Here is a 21,329-nt window from a genome sequence, read left to right on the forward strand (position 1 = left end):
TCCCAAGGACGCAAGAGGTGCCAGATTGCTAGATGGTGGGTCTCATTCGCCGTGGGAAGAGGGGCGAAATAAAAAAGGCGCACCCGAAGATGCGCCTTTTCGTTTAGGTGTCGGGAACAGGTTATTCCAGTTCGACCAAAAGGTCTTTCGCGTCGATCTGGTCGCCCGGCTTGACGTGTACCGCTTTGACAACGCCACCTTTTTCGGCGTGCAGGCCGGTTTCCATCTTCATGGCTTCGATCGTCAGGATCAGATCGCCTTCGTTGACCTTCTGGCCCGCAGAGACGCTAATCGTCGCCACGACGCCCGGCATGGGCGCGCCGATGTGGCTGGCATTGCCTGCCTCGGCCTTGGGACGAATGGCGGTGGTTGCCTTGATCTTGCGATCCGGCACACGGATTACACGGGGCTGGCCGTTCAGTTCGAAGAAGACCTTTACCTCGCCCTTGTCATCTGCTTCGCCCATAGCTTGCATACGGATTTCAAGGGTCTTGCCCGGGTCAATCTCGACGCTGATTTCGTCACCCGGCTCCATCCCGTAGAAGAAGCTGCCGGTGGGCAGGGTCCGTACGGGGCCGTAGGTCTTGTGACGGGCCACGTAGTCGCTGAAGACCTTGGGGTACATCAGGTAGCCGTTCAGGTCCTCGTCATCCAGAGGCTCGTCCAAATCCAGCTCTTTGGTGGCGGCCAGACGGGTTTCTTCGATGTCGATGGGCTTGGCGTGCAGGCCCGGACGCTCGGTGTTGGGCTTTTCGCCTTTCAGCACCTTGTTGATGATGCCTTCGGGGAAGCCGCCCGGAGGCTGGCCCAGATTGCCGCGCATCATATCCACGACCGAGTCGGGGAAGGCGATATCGCGGTTCGGGTCCTCAACATCGGCGCGGGTCAGGCCTTGGCTGACCATCATCAGGGCCATGTCACCGACCACCTTCGATGAGGGGGTCACTTTGACAATGTCGCCGAACATCTGGTTCACGTCCGCATAGGCGTGCGCCACTTCGTGCCACTTTTCTTCAAGGCCAAGGCTGCGGGCCTGTGCCTTGAGGTTGGTGAACTGGCCGCCGGGCATCTCGTGCAGGTAGACCTCGGACGAGGGCGACGCGAGGCCGCTTTCGAACGCTGCATATTGCGCGCGGACTTGTTCCCAGTAATCGCTGATCTGGCGCACGGCTTCTACGTCCAGTCCGGTGTCACGATCCGAATGGCGCAGAGCCTCGACGATCGAGCCCAGAGCCGCTTGTGAAGTGCCACCCGAGAAGGCATCCATGGCGACATCAATTGCATCCACGCCCGCCTCGGCTGCGGCCAGAATGGTCGCCCCTGCGATGCCGCTGGTGTCATGGGTATGGAAGTGGACGGGCAGGCCGACCTCTTCTTTCAGGGCTTTGACCAGCACGCGGGCCGCGCCGGGCTTCAGAAGGCCAGCCATGTCCTTGAGGCCAAGGATATGGGCGCCAGCCGCCTTCAGTTCCTGCGCCATGCCGACGTAGTATTTCAGGTCGTACTTGGCGCGGTCGGGGTTCAGGATATCGCCGGTGTAGCAGACGGTGCCTTCGAGGATCTTGTTGGTCTCAAGAACCGCATCCATCGCGACGCGCATGTTCTCGACCCAGTTGAGGCTGTCGAAGACGCGGAAGATATCCACGCCGGTTTCAGCCGCCTGTTTGACGAAGAACTTGACCACGTTGTCGGGGTAGTTGGTGTAGCCCACACCATTGGCCCCGCGCAGCAGCATCTGGGTCAGCAGGTTGGGCATACGGGTGCGCAGATCGCGCAGACGCTGCCACGGGCATTCCTGCAAGAAGCGATAGGCCACATCGAACGTCGCGCCGCCCCAGCATTCAACGCTGAACAGCTGCGGCAGGTTATGGGCATAGGCAGGCGCCACGCGGATCATGTCGATCGAGCGCATACGGGTCGCCAGCAGCGACTGATGCCCATCGCGCATGGTGGTGTCGGTCAGCAGAAGCTGCTTTTGCGCCGCCATCCAGTCTGCCACCGCCTGCGGACCTTTTTCATCCAGCAGGGTCTTGCTGCCCGCAGCAGGCGCATCGGCCATCAACTGGGGCGCACGGGGATGAATGTCCATGCGGGGTTTGACACGGCCTGCGGTCTCGGGGTGGCCGTTGACACTGATGTCCGCAAGATAGGTCAGAACCTTGGTGCCGCGGTCACGGCGGGCGGTAAAGTCAAACAGCTCGGGCGTCGTGTCGATGAACTTGGTGGTGTACTTGTTCGACAGGAAAGTCGGGTGCTTCAGCAGGTTCTCGACGAAGGCGATGTTGGTGCTGACGCCGCGGATACGGAATTCACGCAGGGCACGGTCCATACGGGCGATGGCCGCTTCGGGGGTCGGGGCCCAAGCGGTCACTTTGGTCAGCAGCGAATCGTAGTAGCGGGTGATGACCGCGCCGGAATACGCCGTGCCGCCATCCAGACGGATGCCCATACCGGTCGCCGAGCGATAGGTGGTGATGCGGCCGTAGTCGGGGATAAAATTGTTCTGCGGGTCTTCGGTGGTTACGCGGCACTGAAGGGCGTGACCGTTCAGTTGGATATCGTCCTGCGAAACCTTGCCGGTTGCCTCTTCCAGCGTCTTGCCTTCCGCGATCAGAATCTGCGCGCGGACAATATCGATGCCAGTGACTTCCTCGGTGACGGTGTGTTCCACCTGAACGCGGGGGTTCACCTCGATGAAGTAGAAGTTGCCCGATTCCATATCCATCAGGAATTCGACGGTACCGGCACATTCATAGTTCACATGGGCGCAGATCTTTTTGCCCAGTTCACACAGTTCAGTGCGCTGTTCTTCGGTCAGGTAGGGGGCAGGGGCCCGTTCCACGACCTTCTGGTTGCGGCGCTGGACCGAGCAGTCCCGCTCCCACAGGTGATAGATGCCACCGTGCTTGTCGCCAAGGATCTGTACCTCGACGTGGCGGGCGCGGATGATCATCTTTTCCAGATAACCTTCGCCGTTGCCGAATGCGGCTTCGGCTTCACGGCGACCTTCGCTGACCTTGGTGGCCAGTTCCGATTCCGCTTCAATGGGGCGCATGCCGCGACCACCGCCGCCCCACGATGCTTTCAGCATCAGGGGATAGCCGATCTCGGCAGCCTCTTTCTTGATGGCCTCCATGTCGGTGCCAAGGACCTCGGTCGCGGGAATGACGGGAACCCCTGCCTCAATCGCGACGCGGCGGGCACTGGCTTTGTCACCAAGGGCGCGCATGGTCTCGGCCTTCGGGCCGATAAAGGTGATCCCGTTCTTGGCGCAGGCCTCAACGAAATCGGGGTTCTCCGACAGCAGGCCATAGCCCGGGTGAATCGCGTCCGCGCCACATTCCTTGGCCACGCGGATGATTTCGGAGATGGAGAGATAGGCGGCCACAGGGCCCATGCCTTCGCCGATGCGATAGGCCTCGTCCGCCTTGAAACGGTGCAAGCTCAGTTTGTCTTCTTCCGCGTAAACGGCGACGGTTTTCTTGCCCATCTCGTTTGCGGCACGCATGACACGGATGGCGATTTCACCCCGGTTTGCGATGAGAATTTTCTTAAACTCGGTCATAGTTGGTTCCCGACAGTCCCACTGGTTATGCGTACGATTGACGTACGACATGAAATCGCTAACGCCAATCTCCCCTGATAGCGTTAACAATCGTTGTATTTCAGAGTGCAAGCAAGTTGCTGCGCTTGCAGCGTGAGGATTTTACAGCCGTTCGCAAGTGCGAAATTTCACACACTTTTGCCCGTGGAAGGCTGGTTGCGATAACGTATTGGTTAACTAACTTGTCCAAAAACTCATACATATCAAATTCTTAAAGTTGAAAAATTTGCAAATTTGCGTGTTTTCTGCGGATCACAGCAATGTAAAAGATAATTTGCAAACTTTGGTTTTTCTTCGAAAAGTCGCGTGAACAATATGAGAACACCTCTTTCCCTTTTGTGGTACCCCCGCTAGATTTCCCCCATGAGCAGCTTTGACGAATTCGACGCCTTCGAAGGCGCTTCCCTGTCCGCCCGTGCGATGGCCGCGCGGCCAACGCCTTATTTGGACGATCTCAACCCCGCGCAGCGCGAAGCGGTTGAGGCGATGGATGGTCCTGTGCTGATGCTGGCGGGGGCAGGGACGGGCAAGACCAAGGCGCTGACCTGCCGGATTGCCCATCTGCTGAATACTGGTCGTGCACGACCGAATGAGATTCTGGCCGTGACGTTCACCAACAAAGCCGCGCGCGAGATGAAAGAGCGCGTGGGCCGTTTGATGGGGCAGGCGGTTGAGGGGATGCCGTGGCTTGGGACCTTCCACTCGATCTGCGTCAAGCTGCTGCGTCGTCATGCGGAACTGGTGGACCTGAAATCGAACTTCACCATTTTGGACACGGACGATCAGATCCGCCTGCTGAAGCAATTGCTGCAAGCCTATAATATTGACGACAAGCGCTGGCCCGCGCGGCAACTGTCGGGGATTATCGGTAACTGGAAGAACCGCTGCTGGACGCCTGATCAGGTGCCGGGGGGCGAGGCTGCGGCCTTCAATAATCGCGGGGTCGAACTATACGCGGCCTATCAGAACCGCCTGCGCGAATTGAACGCGGTCGATTTCGATGACCTCTTGCTGCACATGGTGGTGATCTTCCAGCGCCATCCGGATGTGCTGCAACAGTACCAGCGTTGGTTCAAATACGTGCTTGTGGACGAATATCAGGATACCAACGTCGCCCAATATCTATGGTTGCGCCTTCTGGCGCAGGGTCACAGGAATATCTGCTGCGTGGGCGATGACGACCAGTCGATCTACGGCTGGCGCGGCGCCGAAGTGGGCAACATCCTGCGGTTCGAAAAGGACTTTGAAGGCGCCCATGTGGTGCGCCTTGAGCAGAACTACCGCTCGACCCCTCATATCCTGGCCGCTGCCTCGAACGTGATCCGCGGGAATGAGGCGCGTTTGGGCAAAGAACTCTGGACCGCCAAGGACGAAGGCGAAAAGGTCCGTCTGATCGGCCATTGGGATGGCGAGGAAGAGGCTCGCTGGATCGGAGAAGAGGTCGAATCCCTTCAGCGCGGCACCCGTGGCCTGCGCCCCTATTCGCTGGATGATATGGCGATTCTGGTGCGCGCCTCGCACCAGATGCGTGGCTTTGAAGACCGTTTCCTGACCATTGGCTTGCCCTACCGCGTGATCGGCGGGCCGCGCTTCTATGAGCGGCTCGAGATTCGCGATGCGATGGCCTATTTCCGTGTGGTCTGCTCGAACGACGATGATCTGGCCTTTGAGCGGATCGTGAACACGCCCAAACGCGGCCTTGGGGACAAGGCGCAGCAGAACATCCAGAACGCGGCCCGCCGTCATGGGGTTTCGCTGCTGGAAGGCGCGCGTATCCTGCTGGACGAAAAGGGAATCGGCGGCAAAGGTGCGAAAGAGCTGCGCACTCTGGTTGATAGCATCGCCCGCTGGTCGGAAATCGCCCGTAGCCATACCTCGGCCAGCTATGTGGCCGACGAAGATGACGTGATCATCGACGAATCCCTGCCAGAGCGCGCGTTGTCCCACATCGAACTGGCCGAAGTCATTCTGGACGAATCCGGCTACACAACCATGTGGCAGAACGACAAAACGCCCGAAGCGCCCGGCCGGTTGGAAAACCTCAAAGAACTGGTCAAGGCGCTGGAATCCTTTGAGAACCTGCAGGGATTCCTCGAACACGTCAGTCTCGTGATGGACAATGATTCCGACGCCGAAGGGGAAAAGGTCTCGATCATGACCCTGCACGCGGCCAAAGGGCTGGAGTTTCCGGTGGTCTTCCTGCCCGGCTGGGAGGATGGCCTTTTCCCATCCCAGCGCGCGATGGATGAAACGGGTCTCAAGGGCCTCGAAGAAGAGCGCCGATTGGCCTATGTGGGCATCACCCGCGCCGAAGAACTGGCGACGATCAGTTTTGCGGGTAACCGGCGGGTCTATGGCCAATGGCAAAGCCAGATGCCGTCCCGCTTCATTGATGAATTGCCCGAAGATCATGTGGAGGTTCTGACGCCGCCCGGCCTCTATGGCGGTGGCGATTATGGTGCCTCGCGTCTTGATAATGCGGCGGCCAGCGCGAATGTCTACAATTCGCCCGGTTGGCGCCGCCTGCAAGAGCGAGGCAGTCAGCGTCCCACCACCCAGCCCCGCGAATCCCGCGCACCGACAATCGACGCGCAGGCGATCAGTTCCCACACGGTTGGGGATCGGGTGTTCCACCAGAAATTCGGCTACGGATTGGTGATCGCGATTGAAGGCGACAAACTGGAAATCGAGTTTGAGAAGGCCGGCACCAAAAAGGTTGTCGCGCGCTTTGTGACCGCGCCGGACGATATCCCGTTCTAAAAAGCCCGCTTCTTTATTGCATAAATACTCAAACAAAGCCGCCCTCAGGGGCGGCTTTTTCGTCTGCATGTTCCGGAAATGAAAAAGCGGTGACACCAGGGAGGAGGAGAGGTGCCACCGCTAAAATACAGAAGGTCCAGGGAGGAGGAGAGGACCGTCTGATCTCTGAATTAGGAGGCGGTGATGCAGGGAGGAGGAGAGCATCACCGCCAGATCACAGAAGGCTCAGGGAGGAGGAGAGAGCCGTCTGATCTCGTTGTTGGGGTGCGACGATCCAAGGGAGGAGCGGATCGTCGCGGAATTCAGTCATCTCAGGGAGGAGGAGAGAGATCCCTGAATTCCGAATTGGGGTGGCGATGGCACTAGGGAGGAGGAGAAGCACCATCGCCGGATTCCAGAGAGCAAAGGGAGGAGAAGCTCTCTGAATTCGGGAACTTACTTCGCGCTGAAGTGCTCGTTTGCCGCTTCGATCGCCAGGCTGGTGATCTGCGAGCGGTGCAGACCCATGTCTGCCAGTTCGCGGTTCGACAGCGCGTTCAGTTCGTTGTAGGTGCGGCGCACAAGACGGTAGTGCGCAAAGCGCTGCTTCAGGCCTTCGATCAGACCAAGCGAGCTGTGCGAAACGCCGTTGGCGTGGATATCGGTAGCGTATGCCATCGTTACAACCTTCATTCGTATCATCGGGCCCCCGAAAGGTGTGCCCTGTTGAGATCAAATGTACGCAAATGCTGCGAATGCACAATCCGCCTTTGGTTCAATGCTGCTATGCGCTTGGCGCATATGTCATCCGGTTTGCGCTATGCCTAAAAATGCAGCAAAATAGTTATATGTGGCTCTCAAAGTGCTTTGAACATCGGGTGATAGTATGTGTTCAGCGCATAGCTATCTCTGGTTGTGACGCGAAAATCGCCGCCGCAGCGCAGAAATCTTTGCCTTCGTTGAGTTAAATTCCGGTTTTCCTTACCTTCTGGCCGCCCGGAATGCTGCAGTTGCATCATTTGGGTGTGCTCGTGGGTGTACTCTGATGGCGCGTGAGTAACGGGTAAGCGGGAAAATTGGGCCCTCTATATATAGGGCATATATGGGCGCGGCCGGAACGCGTCGTCAGGCCTTGCGGTTGATGCTGCTCTGCGAGCCATTTTTGCGGCCGGAGGGCCGGGCATTCCCACACGGTCCCAATCTATCGCGTCGCGTGATAGGGCGTTCGCATCTGTTAACGTTTCGTTCGCAGTTTCGCGCAACGAACGGTCTGATTGGTCGAGATCGCCTCCGCCTTGCGTGGGGTTTTCAGGCTTTGTTCCATATTTGTCCGGCATTTGCCGCCCGTAGTGGGATTTTATGGGACGTCTTCCAGGTCCTGTTGTCTCGTTTTGGGAAATTATGGGCCGAGTTGGGCTGACTCGGGCATTTTGATGAAGACTCACCGCTAAACTCTCAGATTCGAATCGAAAATTTGTCTCTTCGGGGTGTGTCCGAAGGGGGAGGGTGGGGCGCATTTGGGCAATAAGGAACTTTTTTTGGGAAATTGTGGGACGTTTTTGTCCACAGGTGGGTGCACTATATCCTGTGTCTTGGTAAACGGTATCACCGATATCTGTCGCAAATTCTCACGAATCCGTGTCCAAATGAGAGTTATCCCGACGGTTATCCACATGGGTATCGGCCGGAGGTGCCGAAAAAAACCGTTGATTACCATGAATTCCCATGGCATCCCTAAGTCACACGATGAGACGAGCACACAAAAAGGGACGTCAGATCCCAAATAAAGGCTCTAGCAGGTTTCATACAGGCAGCTCGCATCATCGAAATAAAGAGATCCGATTGGCGGGCGAATAACATCCCCCCAGGTGGCTTGCACAGTCGGACACCCAGTAGTGGGACGAGGGCGGCGGGTTGAGCAGTGGCAGACGCTCAACCCGCCGTTTCGTTTAACGGCAATGAGCAACGAAAACCTGGGCTGGAGAGGGCAGTGAGCCGCAAACTGAGGTTCATAGGCAGCGACCTAAACAAGGTCGATACAAAGGGGAGGGTCTCGATTCCCGCCGACTTTCGCCGTGTCCTCTGCGAAGGTGACCCCGATTATCGCGAAGGTGAAAATCAGCCCAAACTGGTGATCGTTTATGGCGATTATCGCCGTAACTACTTGGAATGTTTCACGATTCAAGCAATCGAAGAGATCTATGACAGGATCGAAACATTCCCCCGTGGCGACAAGCGCCGCAAAGTTCTGGAACAGATGTACTCGACCAACGCCATGACCTTGAGCGTGGACGAGACGGGCCGTCTGGTACTTCCTGCAAAATTGCGTAACAAGATCGATCTGGACGGATCGGCGTTCTTCGCCGGTAAAGTCGACCAGTTCGAGATCTGGAAGCCCGAAACATATAATGAGCATCACGGGATCGGTCTGGAAGCAGACGACGATTTCGATCCCGATCTGGATCCTTCAGCATACCTCTAAGGAAAGCCCTCATATATGTCCCACGCACCCACCTCTGACGCACCGCATATTCCGGTTCTGATCCGTCCGCTGGTGGCGGCGGTGGCGCCTGTGTCCGGTGTGTGGCTGGACGGGACGTTCGGGGCAGGGGGCTATACGCGCGAATTGCTCGCGGCGGGTGCCGATAAGGTGATCGGTGTTGATCGCGATCCGCTTGCCTTTGAAATGGCCCAGTCGTGGATTGGTGAATACGAAGGCCGGATCGAGTTCGTACGCGGTGTATTTTCGCGTCTTGATGAATATGCACAAAACCTTGATGGGGTGGTGCTGGACCTCGGTGTCAGCTCGATGCAGCTGGATCTGGCCGAGCGTGGCTTTTCCTTTATGAAGGATGGCCCGGTGGACATGCGGATGAGCCAAGACGGCCCCTCGGCGGCGGATCTGGTGAATGAGGCCACAGAGGCGCAACTGGCCGACATTATCTATCTCTTCGGGGAAGAGCGGGCTTCCCGCCGGATCGCTAAGGCGATTGTAAAGGCGCGGGCCGTGGCGCCGATCACCACCACGCTGCGTCTGACCGAGATCATCGAAAGCTGCCTGCCGCGTCCCAAACCCGGTCAGGCCCATCCCGCAACCCGCAGCTTTCAGGCGCTGCGCATCGCGGTAAATGACGAATATGAAGAGCTTCTAGGCGGTCTGCGTGCGGCTGAACGCGCTCTGAAACCCGGTGGCAAACTGGCCGTTGTGACCTTCCATTCCATCGAGGACCGGATCGTCAAACGCTATCTGACGATGGCGTCGGGCGGGGGCGGGCGGTCGAACCGCTATGCGCCCGAGACCGAACAGCCTATCGAGCGTTTCAAATTGACGCCTAGAAAGGCGATCGCGCCTGATGAAGAAGAGTTGAAGATCAACCCGCGCTCGCGTTCGGCAAAGCTGCGGGTGGCCGTGCGGACCTCTGCGCCTGCCGGTGATGTGGATGAAGATGCTCTGGGCTTGCCCCGGCTGAAAAGGAAGGGCTGACGATGCGTACTCTGTTCTGTCTTGTTACAGCCATTGCCGTGATGTCGCTGGCCTATTGGGCCTATGGCGAGAATTACCGCACGCAGGCATCACTGGATCAGGCACGCAATGTGGGCCGCCAGATCACTGCACAGCGGGAACGGTTGGCGGTGCTGCGGGCAGAATGGGCCTATCAGAACCGTCCCGACCGTCTGCGCGATCTGGCTGAGTTGAATTTTGACAGTCTTGGCCTGCTGCCGATGACCCCGGAACATTTCGGCAAGGTAGACCAGATCACCTACCCCCTGCCGAAAGATGATCTGACCATCGAAGGGACCGTCGAGGTCTCGAATATGGAGGATCTGCAATGATCCGCACCCCTCTGCGTCCACTGGCCCGTATTCTTCAGGCCCGCGACAAGGGGGAGAACCCCGATGCGATCGAGCGCGAGAACCTGCGTCTGCGCCACGAGCAAATGCGGGACAAGATGCGCACCCGCGCCGAGATGCGCCTGATCGTGATGGGGATGGTGTTCTTTTGCGGCTTCATTCTGGTTGGAAGCCGTATGGCGCTGCTGGCTTCGACCGAACCGGAAGAGCCGACGACGACGATTGCAGGTAGTCAGATCGTGGCGCAGCGGGCGGATATCGTCGATCGCCGCGGACGCATTCTGGCCACCAATATCGATACACACGCCCTTTACGCTCAGCCCCAGCAGATGATTGACCCTATTCGGGTCGCGAAAGAGCTGAAGGCGATCTTCCCTGATGTGGATGAAGATCGACTGGTTAAGGACTTCACCGGAAGGCGTAAATTCGTTTGGGTCCGCAAGACCCTGTCGCCTGAACAGATGCAGGCGGTCCATGATATCGGTGATCCCGGTCTTTTGTTCGGCCCCCGTGAAACCCGCCTTTATCCCAACGGTCGGATCGCCAGCCATGTTTTGGGCGGGTCCAGCTTTGGCCGCGAAGGCGTCCATGCCGCCGAGGTGATCGGCGTGGCAGGGGTAGAAAAGACCTTTGACAGCTGGTTGCGCGATCCGGCCAATGGCGGCTCGCCGCTACAACTTTCGCTGGATTTGACCGTTCAGGCCACGATCGAGCGTGTTCTGGCCGGCGGCATGGGCATCATGAACGCCAAGGGTGCGGCGGCTGTGCTGATGGATGCCAAAACAGGCGAGTTGATCAGTCTGGTCAGTCTGCCCGACTTTGACCCCAACAACCGTCCCAACCCTCTGGTTAAGGGCAAAGACCCCAGCGCCTCGCCCCTGTTCAACCGCGCGCTTCAAGGGGTGTATGAGCTTGGCTCGACCTTCAAGATCTTTGCTGCGGCACAGGCGTTGGAACTGGGGTTGGTGAACTCAGAGACGATGATCGACACCAAAGGGCCTATGAAATGGGGCCGGTTCACGATCCGCGATTTCCACAACTACGGCCCGCAGCTGTCGGTCACCAATGTGATCGTCGAATCCTCGAACATCGGGACGGCGCGTCTGGCCATCATGATCGGCGGTGATCGTCAGCAGGCCTTCCTGAAATCGCTGGGTCTGTTGGACGTTCCGCCGGTGGAAATGGTCGAGGCTTCTGGCGCCAAGCCGCTGACCCCCGCGAAATGGTCCGAGCTGTCGTCCATGACGATCTCTTATGGTCACGGTTTGTCAGTGTCTCCGGTCCATCTGGCTGCGGCTTATGCCAGCGTTGTGAACGGTGGCACCCGTATTCGCCCGACCCTGATCAAGCAAAACGGCCCCCAAAGTGGCGAGCGTGTCTTGTCAGAACGTGTTTCCGCAGAGGCCCGCATGATGCTGCGCAAGGTTGTGACCGAAGGCACTGCCAGCTTTGGCAACGTGCCGGGTTATGCGGTGGGCGGCAAAACAGGCACAGCAGATAAGCCCAAGCCTACGGGCGGCTACTATGATGACAGGGTGATCGCGACCTTCGCCAGCACCTTTCCCGCCCACGATCCCAAGTACGTTCTGATCGTGACTTTGGACGAACCCGAGGACCGCATGGGCAGCGAGCCGCGCAGAACTGCCGGTTGGACGGCGGTTCCTGTCGCAGCAGAGCTGATCCGTCGCGTCGCACCCCTGCTTGGACTGCGACCCGAGATTGAACCTCTGGCACTGGGTGATGTAACAGTCACCAACAACTGACCCGGCACAGAAGGCATTTGAGATGAGCGGCAGTCAAAAGACACTAGCAGAACTGGGTCTGACTGCCCGGTCCGGTCAAAATCCGTCCGTGACAGGCATCAGCGTGGACAGCCGCGCCGTCGCGCAGGGGCATCTTTTCGCCGCTCTGCCCGGTGTGAAGGTCCACGGGGCAGCTTTCGTGACCGCCGCCCTTGAAAATGGGGCCGCCGCGATTCTGACTGATGCCGCTGGTGCTGAACTGGCAGGGCCCGAGATCAAAGCCGCCGGTGCCGCTTTGGTTGTGACCGAAGAGCCTCGCGCAGCTTTGGCCTATGCCGCAGCCCTTTGGTTCGGTCGCCAGCCCGAGAACATGGTGGCAGTGACAGGGACCAACGGCAAAACCTCGGTCGCCAGCTTTACCCGCCAGATCTGGCAGGCGCTGGGTCTTCCGGCTGTGAACCTTGGGACCACCGGCGTTGAGGGCGACTGGGAAGCGCCGCTGCACCACACTACGCCAGAGCCGATCACCCTGCACCGCGCATTGGCAGGCGCCGCAGAGGCAGGCATCACCCATGCCGCGATGGAGGCCAGCAGCCACGGCCTTGCGCAACGCCGCTTGGATGCAGTGCGTTTGAAGGCTGCGGGCTTTACCAACTTCACCCAAGACCATCTGGATTATCACCACACCTTCGACGAATATTTCGCCGCCAAGCAGGGTCTTTTTGATCGGGTGCTGTCCGATGAAGGCACCGCTGTTCTGAACATCGACGATCCGCGCATCGCGGGTCTGGCCGACCAGATGTTGGAAGATGGGCGTTGCGTCCTGACCGTGGGCCGCCATGAGGATGCCGATCTGCAACTGACCGCGCAGCGCTTTGACGGCACGGGGCAGGATGTGCGTCTGTCCTATGACGGGCAGGTGGCTATGGTGCGTTTGAACCTTATCGGCGGTTTTCAGGCCGAGAACGTGCTGATTGCCGTTGGCTTGGTCATGGCTACCGGCGTTGCCTTTAACGATGTGATGGCGGCCCTGCCGTCCCTGCGCACGGTGCGCGGACGAATGCAGCTGGCGGCGACGCGTACCAATGGGGCGTCGGTCTTTGTGGACTATGCCCATACGCCTGATGCAGTGGCCAAGGCGCTGAAGGCGATGCAGCCCCATGTGATGGGCCGGATCATCGCCATTGTCGGCGCGGGCGGCGATCGGGACCGCACCAAGCGCCCCCTTATGGGCGAGGCCGCTGCCGCCAATGCTGATCTGGTCTTTGTGACCGACGATAACCCGCGCAGCGAAGACCCCGCCGCGATCCGTGCCGAGGTGATGCTTGGCTGTCCCAATGCCTTTGAGGTTGGTGACCGCGCCGAGGCGATCCTGCGTGCGACCGATGCCCTTGGTCCCGGTGACGCGCTTTTGATCGCGGGCAAGGGTCATGAAACCGGTCAAATCGTTGGCGACGTGACATACCCGTTTGATGACGTAGAACAGGCCAGCCTTGCGGTGGCCGTACTTGATGGAAAGATTGCATGACTTCTGTGCCCCTTTGGACCTCGGACGAGGCCGCTGCCGCCACGGGCGGACGGGCAACCACGGACTGGCAGGTCCATGGTGTTTCGATTGATACCCGCACCCTGAAAAAGGGCGATTTGTTTGTGGCCTTGAAGGCTGCGCGGGACGGACATGATTTTGTAGCGCAGGCGCTGGCCGCTGGGGCAGGGGCCGCGCTGGTCAGCCGCATTCCCGATGGCCTGCCTGCGGATGCTCCGCTGCTGGTCGTGGACGATGTTTTGCAAGGTCTTGAGGATCTCGGCCGCGCCGCCCGCGCCCGCACCAAAGCGAAAGTGGTTGGGGTGACCGGCTCGGTCGGGAAGACCTCGACCAAGGAAATGCTGCGCACGGTTCTGGGCGGGCAGGGCAAGGTTCATGCGGCCGAAGCCAGCTACAATAATCATTGGGGCGTGCCGCTGACGCTGGCGCGGATGCCCAAGGATGCCAAATTCGCGGTCATCGAAATCGGTATGAGCAACCCCGGTGAAATCGCGCCGCTGTCCAAGCTGGCCGCACCTGATGCAGTGATCGTGACCATCGTCGCGCCCTCGCACCTGGCGGCGTTTGAAAGTCTTGAGGGCATCGCCCATGAGAAAGCCTCGATCATCGAAGGGCTGAAGCCCGGCGGTATTGCAATCCTGAACGGGGACCTGCAAACCTCGCATATTCTTGTGGAAAAGGCCGAAGCGGCAGGTGCGCAGGTGCGTACCTTTGGCGAGAGCAAAGGCTGTTTCAGCCGCATGACCTCGGTGCAGCTGAATGATGAAACAACCGTTGCCCGCGCAAGGTGCTGGCGCACGCGGCTGCTTTACAAAGTTCATGCCCCCGGTCGCCATTTCGCCCTGAATGCCCTGTCGGTGATGACACTGGTGCAGGCGTGGAAACTGGACCGTGCTGTGGCGATTTCCGATCTGGCGCAGTGGGAGGCCGTCAAAGGCCGCGGTGCCCGTGAGCCGATTTATCTGGATCGCGCGGATTCCCGTCAGGTCTTTGAATTGATTGACGAAAGCTATAACTCGAACCCTGCCTCGCTTGGGGCCGCACTAGAGGTTCTGGCCGTGGCTCATACGGGCAATGGCGTGGGCCGCTTTGCCCGTGGGCGTAAGATTGCGGTGCTGGGGGATATGGGCGAGTTGGGCCGGACCGCCGAGGCGCTGCACGCAGGGATCGCCGATCTGCCTGCCGTCGCGCAGGTGGATAAAATTCACTGTGTCGGTCCACTGATGCGCAATCTGTGGCAGGCCCTGCCCGAGAAGAAACGCGGTTATCACACCGAAACCAGTGACAAGATGGCCGAGAAGATGCGCGGCGCAGTTGATGCTGGTGATGTGGTGATGGTTAAGGGATCGAACAGCATGAAGCTGTCGCTGGTGGTTGACGCCCTACGCAAACTGGGTCATCCCGCGTCCCTGTTCGAACAAGAGGACTCCTGATGTTATACTGGCTAACCGAGCTCTCGGACGGGGGCGATTTCTTTAACCTGTTCCGTTATATTACCTTCCGCGCCGGTATGGCTTTCGGGACCGCGCTGATCTTTGGCTTTCTGTTTGGTCCGCCGCTGATCAATGTCCTGCGCAAGCGCCAGGGCAAAGGCCAGCCGATCCGTAGCGATGGCCCTGAGGGGCATTTCTCCAAGGCAGGCACCCCTACGATGGGCGGTTTGCTGATCGTGGGTGCGCTGCTGACGTCTACCCTGCTGTGGGCGCGTCTGGACAACCCCTTCGTCTGGATTGTTCTTTTTGTTACAATGGGTTTCGGGCTGATCGGCTTTGCAGATGACTACGCGAAAGTCAGCAAGCAGAATGTCAATGGCGTGCCGGGTAAGGTCCGTTTGGGCCTCGGGTTTCTGATCGCGCTGATCGCGTCGGTCTGGGCCAGCGCCTATCACCCCGATGAGCTGACCTACCGTCTGGCCCTGCCGATCTTCAAGGATACCCTGATTAATCTGGGCTACTTCTTCATCCCCTTCGCGATGATTGTGATCGTGGGTGCTGCCAATGCCGTTAACCTTACCGATGGTCTGGACGGTCTGGCGATCATGCCCGTGATGATCGCGTCAGCCGCACTGGGGATCATCGCTTATGCGGTGGGCCGCGTGGACTTTACCGAATATCTTGAGGTCCACTATGTCCCCGGCACCGGCGAGATCTTAATCTTTGTGATGGGCCTGATCGGCGGCGGTTTGGGCTTTTTGTGGTACAACGCCCCGCCTGCGGCCGTCTTCATGGGGGACACCGGATCGCTGGCTCTGGGCGGCGCATTGGGGGCGATCGCGGTTGCCACCAAGCACGAGATCGTTCTGGCCATCGTCGGCGGCCTTTTCGTTGTCGAGGCCCTGTCGGTGATCATTCAGGTCGCCTACTTCAAGCGCACCGGCACGCGGGTCTTCCTGATGGCACCGATCCACCACCACTACGAGAAAAAGGGATGGGCCGAGCCCCAGATCGTGATCCGTTTCTGGATCATTGCCCTGATCCTCGCGATGCTGGGTCTGGCGACGCTGAAGGTCCGCTAAAACCGCCAAAATCAAGGTCTGCTGAACGTATGGCAGACGTATGGCAAACGTCATGACGTGCGCCCCCTCTGGACCGGAGGGGGCGCTTGTCTTAGCACTGCCGGTAACGTGTTCTAATGGGAGGCGCAGATGATCCCCGTACAAGGTGTAGAAGGTCAGACGATCGCGGTTCTGGGATTGGGCCGCTCTGGCTTGACAGCGGCCAAGGCCCTGCGGGCCGGTGGTGCGAATGTGCTGGTCTGGGACGATAATGCCGACGCCCGTGACAAGGCCGAAGTCGAGGGCTTTCCCGCCACCGATCTAACCCGTCAGAACGCCTTTGACGGGGTGAACCTTCTGGTGGTCAGCCCCGGCATCCCCCACCTCTACCCGACGCCCAACCGCGTGATCGCGGCGGCGATGGATGCGATGGTGCCGGTGGATAACGACATCGGCCTTTTCTTCCGCAGCATATCGAACCCCGATTGGGAGATGTTCGAGCAGCCTCCGCGTGTGGTCACCGTCACAGGCAGCAATGGCAAGTCCACCACCAGCGCATTGATCCATCACATCCTGACCAATGCCGGCCGACCTGCACAGCTTGCAGGCAACATCGGCCGTGGCGTTCTGGATCTGGACACGCCGGAAGAGGGCGAGGTCATCGTGCTGGAACTCTCCAGTTACCAGACCGATCTTGCCCGCGCCCTGACGCCGGATATCGCGGTTTTCACGAACCTCTCGCCGGATCACTTGGATCGTCATGGCGGTCTGGGAGGGTACTTCGCAGCCAAGCGACGTCTCTTTGCCGAAGGCGGACCGGACCGTGCCATCATCGGCGTGGATGAGGCCGAGGGGCGCTATCTGGCAGGGCAACTGTCGGTCGCGCCCGAAGATGATCGGGTGATCCGTATCAGCTCTGGCCAAAAACTGTCGGGACCGGGTTGGCTGGTCTACGCCCGCAAAGGCTTTCTGACCGAATGGCGTAAGGGCCGACAGGTGGCCAGTATCGACCTGCGCGACATCGCAGGCCTGCCGGGTGCCCATAACCACCAAAACGCCTGCTGCGCCTATGCGGTTTGCCGTAGCCTCGGGCTGGCGCCTCGTGTGATCGAGGACGGTTTCAAGACTTATGGCGGTTTGCCCCACCGCAGCCAACTGCTTGGTGAAAAGAACGGCGTCAAGTTCGTCAACGATTCAAAAGCCACCAATGTAGACGCTGCGGCCAAGGCGCTGGGTGCCTTCAAGAACATCCGTTGGATCTGTGGCGGGCTTGAGAAAGAGGGCGGACTGGACGGGCTGAAGCCTCAGCTTTGCAATGTCACAAAGGCCTATGTCATCGGCCGTGAAGCTGCTGAGTTTGCCCTGAAACTGGGCGATGTCGAAAAAGACATTTGCACGACCATGGAAGCCGCTGTTGCCGTCGCTGCCGCCGAGGCGCAGCCCGGAGATGTGGTGCTCTTGGCACCCGCCTGTGCCAGCTTTGACCAATACAATAGCTTTGAAAAGCGGGGCGACGATTTCGCAGCACAAGTCGCGAAGGTGCTGAACGCCTGATCAGGACTCTATTGCAAGTGCTTTTCCTGAACGTGCCCGAGATCAAGCTTTGCGACCGCCTTCTTCATCTTGGTGCAAATACCTCGGGGGTAGGGCCGAAAGGCCCGTAGGGGGCGGCGCCCCCTGTGCGACGGGTTCGCCATGCGGGGCTCTGCCCCACGAGGGCGAAGCCCTCGTTCCCCGAGGTATTTTGGCCAAGATGAACGAAGGGTTCGATAAATTGCCCCTTGCGGGCAGCTTTAACCGCCCGTGTGACTCATGTGTCGGGTCATTTGGCCAGCGACGGTCTGGCGCGAATAATCGAAGTCGTGGCCTTTGGGTTTAAGACTGATTGCTGCGCGGATCGCGTCTTCCAGTTGGTCATTCTCGGGGCTGGCCCGCAAAGGTGCACGCAGATCTGCGCGATCTTCTTGGCCCAAACACATGAAGAGCTCGCCCGTGCAGGTCAGACGCACGCGATTGCAGCTTTCGCAGAAATTATGGGTCAGGGGTGTGATGAAGCCGATCTTCTGCCCCGTTTCTTCAAGGCGTACATAGCGTGCAGGGCCGCCGCTGCGCTCGGTCAGGTCGGTCAGGGTGTAGCGTTGTGCCAGTTGCCCGCGCAAGTCTTTGAGCGACCAGTACTGGTCCAGACGGTCTTCGTTCCCTAGATCCCCCATTGGCATGACTTCGATCCAGGTTAAGTCCATGTCGTGTTTCGCGCACCATTCCACCATCTGGAACAGTTCCGGCTCATTGAAGCCCTTGAGCGCGACCGCATTGATCTTGACCCGAAGACCTGCCTTTTGCGCGGCATCGATGCCGCGTAGTACCTGTGGTAGGCGCCCCCAACGGGTCACATCCGCAAATTTCTGCTCATCCAGTGTATCAAGCGAGATATTCACCCGTCTTACGCCCGCGGCGAAAAGATCATCCGCGTATTTCTCCAACTGAGAGCCGTTCGTGGTCAGGGTCAGCTCTTTCAGTGCACCACTGTCTAGATGACGGGTCATGGCACGAAAAAAGGTCATGATGTCCCGTCGTACCAGAGGCTCGCCGCCCGTGATGCGCAGTTTTTCAACCCCAAGAGAGACAAAGGTGCTGCACATACGGTCCAGCTCTTCCAGCGTCAGAAGTTCTTTCTTTGGCAGAAAGGTCATGTTTTCCGCCATACAATAAACGCAACGAAAATCGCATCTGTCGGTCACGGAGACGCGAAGATAGGAGATTGGGCGCTGGAAAGGGTCGATCAAAGGTGCTGTCATAGGGGGGAACTTATGGCGCGACCTGCGGTTCGGCAAGCGCCTTCAATTACGCCAGTCGTTGGCGGAAAGAAAAAGGACGGGTTCATGATGCGGAAATCTGTTGGAATAGCGATCTTGTTGGCTCTGGCAAACTGTGCTGCAATGGATGCCACCAACCCTTTGAACCTGCCGCAATCGAAGAGCTCGACTTCGAGCCAAGTTACCGAGAATGGTTCAGCGCCGCTGTCGGCTCTTAGGCAGTCTCCGCTGCCGTCAGTTGAGGCGAAAGGGGCCGCTGCGTTAGATGCGGGAAATGGCGCAGGAAGTGCTGATGCCTCTGCAGTTTCGGGCGCTGGAAAAGTATTGGGATCGCAGATCGTTTCTCTGGGTGACCCGACGGAGCCAGGGCTTTGGGTGAAAACAGATCTTGTTCAGGCCGAGCAGTTTGGAACTGTGGCAATCGCAGGGGGGCAGCCCATGCAGGTCACACTGCGGCCTCTGGCAGGGTCAGGCAGCCCCCAGATATCTCTTGCAGCTTTGCGACTGCTTGGTGCGTCGTTGACGTCTTTGCCAGAAGTGACTTTGTCTAAGCTCTAGTCCTTTCATCTTGGATCAAATACCTCGGGGGTAGGTCCGCAAGACCGTAGGGGGCAGAGCCCCCTGTGCGACCTCGGGAATTTTCGGGGCGCTGCCCCGCGAGGGCTTGGCCCTCGCTCCCCGAGGTATTTTTGCCAAGATGAAAGAAGGCGTGAGCCCTTATTCCACTGTCACCGATTTGGCGAGGTTGCGGGGTTGGTCGACGTCGGTGCCTTTGGCTATGGCCGTGTGATAGGCCAGAAGCTGCGCAGGTAGGGCGTAGAGGATCGGTGTGAGCACGTCGGAGACTTGCGGCATCACGATACTCTTCCACACGCCCGCGCTGGCGGTCGCTTCGCCTTTTTTGTCTGTGATCAGCAGGACGCGGCCGTGGCGGGCCATGACTTCTTGCATGTTCGAGACGGTTTTGTCGAAGAGGCTGTCGCAGGGGGCAAGAACCACCACTGGGACCGATTGGTCGATCAGGGCGATGGGGCCGTGTTTCAGCTCGCCCGAGGCGTAGGCTTCGGCGTGGATGTAGCTGATCTCTTTCAGCTTCAGGGCGCCTTCATGGGCCAGCGGGTACATGACGCCGCGCCCCAGGAAGAGGATATCGCGGGCTTCGGCCAGTTCGGCCGAGGCCTCTTCGATGCCTGTGGTCTGGCTGAGGGCGTGGCTGAGGATGCCCGGCAGCGAGCGCAGGTTCGAGAGGTGATCGGCTAGGGCCTCATCGCTGATATGGCCGCGCTGGTGGCCTGCGCGCAGGGCCAGAAGCAGTAGCACGGTCAACTGGCAGGTGAAGGCTTTGGTTGAGGCCACGCCGATTTCGGTGCCCGCAAGAATGGGCAGGGCGATGTCGCTTTCACGCGCGATCGAGCTTTCGGGGACGTTGACCACCGACAGGATCGAGCCTGCTTTGCCTTTGCAGTAGCGCAGGGCGGCCAGTGTGTCTGCGGTCTCGCCCGACTGGCTGACAAAGAGGGCGGCACTGGTAGCTTCAATGGGTGGTTCGCGGTAGCGGAATTCCGAGGCAACGTCGATTTCCACGGGCATGCGGGCAAGCTGTTCGAACCAGTATTTGGCGGTGAGGCAGGCGTAGAAAGCCGTGCCGCAGGCCACCATGGTCATGCGCGAAATCTGGGTGAAGTCGATCTCGGGCAGGACAATATCCTTGCCATCGGTGGTCAGGTAGTGGCTGAGGGCGTCGCCGATGACGATGGGCTGTTCGGCGATCTCTTTCGACATGAAGTGTTTGTGGCCGCCTTTGTCCACACGGGTGGCGTCCAGCGAGACCACTTTCATCGGGCGGCTGACCTGTTCGTTCTTCGCGTCGCGGATTTCCGCGCCGTCGCGGGTCACCACGGCCCAATCGCCTTCTTCCAGATAGGTGATGCGGTTGGTGAGCGGACCCAGAGCGATGGCGTCCGAGCCCACATACATCTCTCCGTCCCCGTGGCCGATGGCCAGAGGCGAGCCGAGGCGGGCGCAGATCAGCAGGTCTTCTTCGCCGTCAAACAGCAGGCACAGGGCAAAGGCGCCGTGCAGGCGGGCGATGGTTTCTTTTGCAGCCTCACGAGGGCCCATGCCCTGATCCATGTAGTGACGGACCAGCAGGGCGATGGTTTCGGTGTCTGTCTCGGTTTCGCAGGCCAGACCGTGGGCGGCCAGTTCTTCGCGCAATTCGCGGAAATTCTCGATGATGCCGTTGTGGACGACAGCGACCTTGCCCGAGCGGTGCGGGTGGGCGTTTACCACTGAGGGCGCACCGTGGGTGGCCCAACGGGTGTGGCCGATGCCTGATTTGCCTGCCAGCGGGTCATGAACCAGAAGGTCCGATAGGTTCACCAGCTTGCCGACCGCGCGGCGGCGTTCCAGCTTGCCTTCGTTGACGGTGGCGATGCCCGCGCTGTCATAGCCGCGATATTCAAGGCGGCGCAGGGCCTCGACCAGAGTGGGGGCAACTTCGTGGTTGCCCAGAATGCCTACAATTCCGCACATA

General features: G+C 59.3%; 14 protein-coding genes. 10 read left to right on the forward strand and 4 right to left on the reverse strand.

All coding sequences use genetic code 11. From position 1 onward, the window contains the following. Nucleotides 1-121 precede the first annotated feature (121 nt). Entirely contained in the window at nt 122-3,565 is a 3,444-nt protein-coding gene (locus CLV74_RS08045; RefSeq protein ID WP_106263716.1) for a pyruvate carboxylase, read from the reverse strand. Between the two features lie 402 nt (nt 3,566-3,967). Between CLV74_RS08045 and CLV74_RS08050 the strand changes: the two genes are divergently transcribed. Next, nucleotides 3,968-6,364, forward strand: a complete 2,397-nt coding sequence (locus tag CLV74_RS08050) for an ATP-dependent helicase (protein WP_106263717.1) — start codon at nt 3,968-3,970, stop codon at nt 6,362-6,364. A 435-nt stretch (nt 6,365-6,799) separates the two neighbouring features. On the opposite strand, the gene CLV74_RS08055 is transcribed toward CLV74_RS08050, so the two are convergent. Further along, nucleotides 6,800-7,021, reverse strand: a complete 222-nt coding sequence (locus CLV74_RS08055; RefSeq protein ID WP_106263718.1) for a DUF1127 domain-containing protein — start codon at nt 7,019-7,021, stop codon at nt 6,800-6,802. A 1,312-nt stretch (nt 7,022-8,333) separates the two neighbouring features. On the opposite strand from CLV74_RS08055, the gene mraZ reads away from it, so the two are divergent. The 8 genes from mraZ (at nt 8,334) to murD (ending at nt 17,531) form a co-directional block, all read left to right on the forward strand. After that, entirely contained in the window at nt 8,334-8,825 is a 492-nt protein-coding gene (mraZ, locus tag CLV74_RS08060) for a division/cell wall cluster transcriptional repressor MraZ (protein ID WP_106263719.1), read from the forward strand. A gap of 15 nt (nt 8,826-8,840) precedes the next feature. Then, the gene (gene rsmH, locus CLV74_RS08065) at nt 8,841-9,827 is read left to right on the forward strand and encodes a 16S rRNA (cytosine(1402)-N(4))-methyltransferase RsmH (protein ID WP_106263720.1); all 987 of its coding nucleotides are present in this window, start codon (nt 8,841-8,843) and stop codon (nt 9,825-9,827) included. A gap of 2 nt (nt 9,828-9,829) precedes the next feature. After that, nucleotides 9,830-10,177: a cell division protein FtsL gene (gene ftsL / locus CLV74_RS08070; RefSeq protein WP_106263721.1), complete on the forward strand. Its 348-nt coding sequence runs from the start codon at nt 9,830-9,832 to the stop codon at nt 10,175-10,177. After that, nucleotides 10,174-11,958, forward strand: coding sequence for a peptidoglycan D,D-transpeptidase FtsI family protein (locus CLV74_RS08075; protein ID WP_106263722.1), 1,785 nt, complete (start codon nt 10,174-10,176; stop codon nt 11,956-11,958). The genes ftsL and CLV74_RS08075 overlap by 4 nt, the downstream gene beginning before the upstream one ends. A gap of 22 nt (nt 11,959-11,980) precedes the next feature. Further along, nucleotides 11,981-13,465 carry a UDP-N-acetylmuramoyl-L-alanyl-D-glutamate--2,6-diaminopimelate ligase gene (locus tag CLV74_RS08080; RefSeq protein ID WP_106263723.1) on the forward strand — a complete coding sequence of 495 codons (1,485 nt, stop codon included), beginning with the start codon at nt 11,981-11,983 and terminating at the stop codon, nt 13,463-13,465. Nucleotides 13,466-13,470: 5 nt separating this feature from the next. Then, complete coding sequence (locus CLV74_RS08085) at nt 13,471-14,916, forward strand: UDP-N-acetylmuramoyl-tripeptide--D-alanyl-D-alanine ligase (RefSeq protein ID WP_106263842.1); 1,446 nt, start codon at nt 13,471-13,473, stop codon at nt 14,914-14,916. Then, entirely contained in the window at nt 14,916-15,998 is a 1,083-nt protein-coding gene (gene mraY, locus CLV74_RS08090; RefSeq protein WP_106263724.1) for a phospho-N-acetylmuramoyl-pentapeptide-transferase, read from the forward strand. The genes CLV74_RS08085 and mraY overlap by 1 nt, the downstream gene beginning before the upstream one ends. Before the next feature lie 129 nt (nt 15,999-16,127). Then, nucleotides 16,128-17,531: a UDP-N-acetylmuramoyl-L-alanine--D-glutamate ligase gene (gene murD, locus CLV74_RS08095; RefSeq protein WP_106263725.1), complete on the forward strand. Its 1,404-nt coding sequence runs from the start codon at nt 16,128-16,130 to the stop codon at nt 17,529-17,531. Nucleotides 17,532-17,770: 239 nt separating this feature from the next. On the opposite strand, the gene moaA is transcribed toward murD, so the two are convergent. Next, on the reverse strand, nt 17,771-18,775 hold the full coding sequence (gene moaA, locus CLV74_RS08100; protein ID WP_106263726.1) for a GTP 3',8-cyclase MoaA: 1,005 nt from the start codon (nt 18,773-18,775) through the stop codon (nt 17,771-17,773). Between the two features lie 12 nt (nt 18,776-18,787). On the opposite strand from moaA, the gene CLV74_RS08105 reads away from it, so the two are divergent. Further along, entirely contained in the window at nt 18,788-19,351 is a 564-nt protein-coding gene (locus CLV74_RS08105; RefSeq protein ID WP_146134919.1) for a hypothetical protein, read from the forward strand. A 159-nt stretch (nt 19,352-19,510) separates the two neighbouring features. Here CLV74_RS08105 and glmS read toward each other — a convergent pair whose 3' ends face one another. Further along, nucleotides 19,511-21,328 (reverse strand): glutamine--fructose-6-phosphate transaminase (isomerizing), encoded by a 1,818-nt coding sequence (gene glmS / locus CLV74_RS08110; protein WP_106263728.1) that lies wholly within the window; start codon nt 21,326-21,328, stop codon nt 19,511-19,513. Nucleotide 21,329 lies beyond the last annotated feature (1 nt).

It is taken from the genome of Donghicola tyrosinivorans, assembly GCF_003003355.1.
In the GTDB taxonomy this organism is placed as follows: Bacteria; Pseudomonadota; Alphaproteobacteria; order Rhodobacterales; family Rhodobacteraceae; genus Donghicola; species Donghicola tyrosinivorans.

What these genes read in the sequence shown, in the direction of transcription:
- rsmH (WP_106263720.1), top strand. Translation starts at nt 8,841, where the DNA reads ATGTCCCACGCACCCACCTCTGACGCACCGCATATTCCGGTTCTGATC.
- CLV74_RS08050 (WP_106263717.1), top strand. Translation starts at nt 3,968, where the DNA reads ATGAGCAGCTTTGACGAATTCGACGCCTTCGAAGGCGCTTCCCTGTCC.
- CLV74_RS08045 (WP_106263716.1), bottom strand. Translation starts at nt 3,565, where the DNA reads ATGACCGAGTTTAAGAAAATTCTCATCGCAAACCGGGGTGAAATCGCC.
- glmS (WP_106263728.1), bottom strand. Translation starts at nt 21,328, where the DNA reads ATGTGCGGAATTGTAGGCATTCTGGGCAACCACGAAGTTGCCCCCACT.
- CLV74_RS08105 (WP_146134919.1), top strand. Translation starts at nt 18,788, where the DNA reads ATGGCGCGACCTGCGGTTCGGCAAGCGCCTTCAATTACGCCAGTCGTT.
- ftsL (WP_106263721.1), top strand. Translation starts at nt 9,830, where the DNA reads ATGCGTACTCTGTTCTGTCTTGTTACAGCCATTGCCGTGATGTCGCTG.
- CLV74_RS08055 (WP_106263718.1), bottom strand. Translation starts at nt 7,021, where the DNA reads ATGGCATACGCTACCGATATCCACGCCAACGGCGTTTCGCACAGCTCG.
- mraY (WP_106263724.1), top strand. Translation starts at nt 14,916, where the DNA reads ATGTTATACTGGCTAACCGAGCTCTCGGACGGGGGCGATTTCTTTAAC.
- CLV74_RS08075 (WP_106263722.1), top strand. Translation starts at nt 10,174, where the DNA reads ATGATCCGCACCCCTCTGCGTCCACTGGCCCGTATTCTTCAGGCCCGC.
- CLV74_RS08080 (WP_106263723.1), top strand. Translation starts at nt 11,981, where the DNA reads ATGAGCGGCAGTCAAAAGACACTAGCAGAACTGGGTCTGACTGCCCGG.
- murD (WP_106263725.1), top strand. Translation starts at nt 16,128, where the DNA reads ATGATCCCCGTACAAGGTGTAGAAGGTCAGACGATCGCGGTTCTGGGA.
- moaA (WP_106263726.1), bottom strand. Translation starts at nt 18,775, where the DNA reads ATGACAGCACCTTTGATCGACCCTTTCCAGCGCCCAATCTCCTATCTT.